Origin of the sequence: Enterobacter cloacae complex sp. I1M, from assembly GCF_014982425.1 — a bacterium.
GTDB lineage: Bacteria > Pseudomonadota > Gammaproteobacteria > Enterobacterales > Enterobacteriaceae > Enterobacter > Enterobacter intestinihominis.
On sequence record NZ_JADCLG010000047.1, the window covers coordinates 1 to 5,349 of the forward strand.

The following is a 5,349-nucleotide window of genomic DNA, read 5'->3' on the forward strand; positions in this document are numbered from 1 at the left end:
TCCCCTCACCCCGGCCCTCTCCCCAAAGGGGCGAGGGTGTTCAAGTTCCCTCTCCCCTTTGGGGAGAGGGTTAGGGTGAGGGGCATTTACAGGATTAGCGTTTCTTACCCATCGCCGCTGCCAGAGCATCCATCATCGCGCTGTTGCCTGCTGGCTGTGCGTCACGTCCGCGTGGCTTCGCGGCTTTCGCTGCCGGACGCTGCTGTTCACGGCCACCGCCATTACCGCCACGGCGCGCGTTAGTGTCGCCCGGCTGCTCGTCCAGACGCATGGTCAGGGCGATACGCTTGCGCTGAAGATCCACTTCCAGCACTTTCACCTTCACGATGTCGCCCGCTTTGACCACGGTGTGCGGATCTTCAACGAACTTGTCGGCGAGGGAAGAGATATGCACCAGACCGTCCTGATGCACGCCGATATCCACAAACGCGCCAAAGTTGGTGACGTTGGTTACCGCCCCTTCCAGCACCATGCCCGGCAGCAGGTCGTTCATGGTTTCCACGCCGTCAGCAAAGGTCGCGGTTTTAAACTCAGGACGCGGATCGCGGCCCGGTTTTTCCAGCTCTTTGATGATGTCAGTGACCGTCGGCACGCCGAACTGTTCGTCGGTAAAATCCACCGCTTTCAGGTTACGCAGCGCGCTGCTGTCGCCCATCAGGTCTTTCAGCGCCTGCTGGGTGGCGGCCAGGATACGCTCGACAACCGGATAGGCTTCCGGGTGAACGGTAGAGGCATCCAGCGGGTTATCGCCGTGGTTGATGCGCAGGAAGCCCGCGCACTGCTCAAATGCTTTCGGCCCCAGACGGCTCACCTTCAGCAACTGCTGGCGGTTCTGGAACTGACCGTTCTCATCACGCCAGGCGACGATATTCTGCGCCATCATACGGGTCAGACCCGCCACGCGGGTCAGCAGGGGAACGGAAGCGGTGTTCAGGTCCACGCCGACGGCGTTAACACAGTCTTCCACTACCGCATCCAGCTTGCGCGCCAGCTGCGTCTGGCTCACGTCGTGCTGATACTGGCCCACGCCGATGGATTTCGGGTCAATCTTCACCAGCTCCGCCAGCGGATCCTGCAAACGACGGGCGATAGAGACCGCACCGCGCAGGGAAACGTCCAGATCCGGGAACTCCTGCGCTGCCAGTTCCGAGGCGGAATAGACAGATGCCCCCGCTTCACTGACGATCACTTTCTGCGCCGTCACTTTCGGGAACTGCTTCTGCACGTCGAGATAGAAACGTTCGGTTTCGCGGGACGCCGTACCGTTACCGATGGCAACCAGCTCAACGTTGTACTTCTCGCACAGCGCGGCGACGACGACAGCCGCTTTCGCTGCCTGACCGGTGTGCGGGTAAATGGTGTCGGTGGCAACCAGCTTGCCGGTGCCGTCAACCACGGCCACCTTCACGCCGGTACGCAGACCCGGATCGAGACCCATGGTGGCGCGCAGGCCAGCTGGCGCAGCCATCAGCAGGTCGTGCAGGTTACGGGCGAAGACGTTGATCGCTTCGTCTTCGGCGCGCTCGCGCACGGTGCCCATCAGCTCGGTTTCGAGGTGCATGAGCACCTTGATGCGCCAGGTCCAGCTCACCACGCCTTTGCGCCAGCTGTCCGCCGGGGCGTTGTTCAGGCGCAGACCGAGGTGATCCATAATGATCTGCTCACAGTGGCTCTCTTTAGGCGGCTCGTCAAACTGCGGATCGGCATTCAGGGAGAGTTGCAGCACGCCTTCGTTACGACCGCGGAACATCGCCAGCGCGCGGTGAGACGGCGCGGTAGAAATGGGTTCGTGGTGATCGAAGTAGTCGCGGAATTTCGCGCCTTCGTCCTCTTTGCCGGACACCACGGTGGAGACGATATGGGCGTTCTTCCACAGGTAATCACGCACTTTGGCCAGCAGCGCCGCGTCTTCGGCGAAGCGCTCCATCAGAATGTAGCGAGCGCCGTCCAGCGCGGCTTTGGTGTCCGCTACGCCTTTTTCGGCGTCGATAAATCTGGCGGCTTCGGTTTCCGGATCGTGAGACGGCTCGTTCCACAGCAGGTCGGCCAGCGGCTCAAGGCCGGCTTCGATCGCAATCTGCCCGCGCGTGCGGCGCTTCGGTTTGTACGGCAGATAGAGATCTTCAAGTTCGGTTTTGCTCAGGGTACCGTTAATGGCTTTTTCCAGGTCACTGGTCAGCTTTCCCTGCTCGCCGATAGATTTGAGGATCGCCTGACGTCGGTCTTCCAGCTCGCGCAGATAGCCCAGACGGGTCTCAAGGTTACGCAGCTGCGTGTCATCCAGACCGCCGGTGACTTCCTTACGATAACGTGCAATAAACGGCACGGTGTTCCCTTCATCAAGCAGACGAACGGCAGCTTCTACCTGTTCGGCTCTGGCCTGAATATCACCCGCAATAATGCGGCAGAGCGACTCTTTCATCATGGTCAGTTCATCTTGTGGATCGAAAATCAGGGGGATAGTTATACGGGCTGACACCAAAAAATGCCAGCCGGGGAGGGCGCTCTCGGACTATTTAACATACTCGATTTCGTTGACGTACCAGCTTGCTTCACCCGCGGGCGTCTGGACAACGGCTAAATCGCCCACCTCTTTTTTCAGCAGGGCGCGGGCCATGGGTGAATCGATAGAAATGTAATCCTTACGACCGAAAATTTCATCATAGCCAACGATACGAAAACGCAGGGTGTCGCCGTTGTCGTTTTCAATTTCGACCCACGCGCCGAAAAACACTTTACCTTCCTGCTGCGGGGAGTAATCGACAATTTTGAGATTCTCGAGGCACTTCGTCAGGTAGCGTACCCGGCGATCGATTTCGCGTAGTCGCTTTTTATTGTACTGATAGTCCGCATTCTCGCTGCGGTCGCCCAGACTTGCGGCCCAGGTGACTTTTTTGGTCACTTCCGGACGCTCTTCGCGCCACAGGTAATCCATCTCTTTTTTGAGTTTCTCGTACCCTTCACGGGTGATCAGAGGCGTTTTCATGGTGCTGCCTTTAATGCCGGTTAACTGTCTTTGCGCACAATACGTAGCGCACAGTGTAACAGACAAGATTAATAATGATTTATGTGATGAAATGAACAGATAAGCTGCTGTTAAATATGCTTTGTAACAATTTCGTCTAGAATTTATACCAGAATTTGCTGGTCGAACCCGTGCACTTTTTTAGAATACGCTGTTCCAGGCTTATCCGAACCTTTGGGAGTACACACAATGCAAGAGAACTACAAAATTCTGGTCGTAGATGACGACATGCGCCTGCGTGCGCTGCTGGAACGTTATCTGACCGAGCAGGGCTTCCAGGTTCGTAGCGTCGCGAACGCGGAACAGATGGATCGTCTGCTGACGCGTGAATCCTTCCACCTGATGGTGTTGGACCTGATGCTGCCTGGCGAAGATGGGCTCTCTATTTGCCGTCGTCTGCGTAGCCAGAGCAACCCGATGCCAATCATCATGGTGACGGCGAAGGGTGAAGAAGTTGACCGTATCGTCGGCCTTGAGATTGGCGCTGATGACTACATTCCTAAGCCGTTCAACCCGCGTGAACTGCTGGCGCGTATTCGCGCCGTGCTGCGTCGTCAGGCGAACGAGCTGCCGGGCGCGCCGTCTCAGGAAGAGGCCGTCATTGCATTCGGTAAGTTCAAGCTGAACCTCGGCACCCGTGAAATGTTCCGTGAAGATGAGCCAATGCCGCTCACCAGCGGCGAGTTTGCGGTACTGAAAGCGCTGGTCAGCCACCCGCGTGAACCGCTTTCACGTGACAAGCTGATGAACCTGGCGCGCGGCCGTGAATACTCCGCAATGGAACGTTCTATCGACGTGCAGATCTCTCGTCTGCGCCGCATGGTGGAAGAAGATCCGGCGCATCCTCGTTATATTCAGACCGTGTGGGGTCTGGGCTACGTGTTTGTCCCGGACGGCTCTAAAGCATGAGGCGAATGCGCTTCTCGCCGCGAAGTTCGTTTGCCCGCACGCTGTTATTGATCGTCACCCTGCTGTTTGTCAGCCTGGTGACGACCTACCTGGTGGTGCTGAACTTTGCGATCCTGCCGAGCCTTCAGCAGTTTAATAAGGTGCTGGCATACGAAGTGCGTATGCTGATGACCGACAAACTGCAACTGGAGGACGGCACGCAGTTGGTTGTTCCCCCGGCATTCCGTCGGGAAATCTACCGTGAGTTGGGCATTTCTCTCTATTCGAACGAAGCGGCGGAAGATGCCGGCCTGCGCTGGGCGCAGCACTATGAATTCCTTAGCCAGCAGATGGCGCAGCAGCTTGGCGGCCCGACGGAAGTGCGCGTTGAGGTCAATAAAAGCTCGCCGGTTGTCTGGCTGAAAACCTGGCTGTCACCCAACATCTGGGTGCGTGTTCCGCTCACCGAGATTCATCAGGGCGACTTCTCACCGCTGTTCCGATACACCCTGGCGATCATGCTGCTGGCCATCGGTGGCGCATGGCTGTTTATTCGTATCCAGAACCGACCGCTGGTCGACCTGGAGCATGCGGCATTGCAGGTTGGTAAAGGTATTATCCCACCGCCGCTGCGCGAGTATGGCGCATCGGAAGTGCGCTCGGTAACGCGTGCTTTTAACCACATGGCGGCAGGCGTTAAACAGCTGGCTGACGACCGTACGCTGCTGATGGCGGGGGTTAGCCATGACCTTCGCACCCCGCTGACACGTATCCGGCTGGCAACAGAGATGATGGGCGAGCAGGATGGTTATCTTGCAGAGTCCATCAACAAGGATATCGAAGAGTGTAACGCCATCATCGAGCAGTTTATCGACTACCTGCGTACCGGGCAGGAGATGCCGATGGAGATGGCGGATCTGAACGCGGTTCTGGGCGAAGTTGTTGCCGCCGAAAGCGGCTACGAACGTGAAATTGCGACCGACCTTCAGGCGGGCGAGATTCAGGTACGTATGCACCCGCTCTCCATCAAACGCGCGGTAGCGAATATGGTGGTCAACGCGGCGCGCTACGGCAACGGTTGGATCAAAGTCAGCAGCGGTACGGAACTCAACCGCGCCTGGTTCCAGGTGGAAGACGATGGCCCGGGCATCAAGCCTGAGCAGCGTAAGCACCTGTTCCAGCCGTTTGTGCGCGGCGACAGCGCGCGCAGCACCAGCGGAACCGGCTTAGGCCTGGCGATTGTGCAGCGTATTGTTGATAACCATAACGGACTGCTGGAAATTGGCACCAGCGAACGGGGTGGTTTGAGCATTCGCGCATGGTTACCGGTGCCGGTTTTACGGGGGCAGGTGAAAGAGAGTTAAAAAAGGGTGGGGCCTGATGCCCTCACCCCGGCCCTCTCCCACGGGGAGAGGGTTCCCCACAAATTAATGCGA

4 protein-coding genes are annotated in these 5,349 nt (G+C 57.8%); 2 read left to right on the forward strand and 2 right to left on the reverse strand.

The features are described from left to right. Window positions 1–94: 94 nt before the first annotated feature. Window positions 95–2,425 carry a Tex family protein gene (locus INF86_RS21755; RefSeq protein ID WP_193543923.1) on the reverse strand — a complete coding sequence of 777 codons (2,331 nt, stop codon included), beginning with the start codon at window positions 2,423–2,425 and terminating at the stop codon, window positions 95–97. A gap of 87 nt (window positions 2,426–2,512) precedes the next feature. Further along, window positions 2,513–2,986: a transcription elongation factor GreB gene (gene greB, locus INF86_RS21760; protein WP_022649631.1), complete on the reverse strand. Its 474-nt coding sequence runs from the start codon at window positions 2,984–2,986 to the stop codon at window positions 2,513–2,515. Window positions 2,987–3,214: 228 nt separating this feature from the next. On the opposite strand from greB, the gene ompR reads away from it, so the two are divergent. Together ompR and envZ are read left to right on the forward strand one after the other, a co-directional pair. Next, window positions 3,215–3,934 (forward strand): two-component system response regulator OmpR, encoded by a 720-nt coding sequence (ompR, locus tag INF86_RS21765; protein ID WP_001157751.1) that lies wholly within the window; start codon window positions 3,215–3,217, stop codon window positions 3,932–3,934. Next, entirely contained in the window at window positions 3,931–5,277 is a 1,347-nt protein-coding gene (envZ, locus tag INF86_RS21770; protein ID WP_003861615.1) for a two-component system sensor histidine kinase EnvZ, read from the forward strand. Before ompR ends, envZ begins: the two co-directional genes overlap by 4 nt. Window positions 5,278–5,349 lie beyond the last annotated feature (72 nt).

Coding starts and splice junctions, on each gene's coding strand:
- INF86_RS21755 (WP_193543923.1), bottom strand. CDS start 2,425: ATGATGAAAGAGTCGCTCTGCCGCATTATTGCGGGTGATATTCAGGCC.
- greB (WP_022649631.1), bottom strand. CDS start 2,986: ATGAAAACGCCTCTGATCACCCGTGAAGGGTACGAGAAACTCAAAAAA.
- ompR (WP_001157751.1), top strand. CDS start 3,215: ATGCAAGAGAACTACAAAATTCTGGTCGTAGATGACGACATGCGCCTG.
- envZ (WP_003861615.1), top strand. CDS start 3,931: ATGAGGCGAATGCGCTTCTCGCCGCGAAGTTCGTTTGCCCGCACGCTG.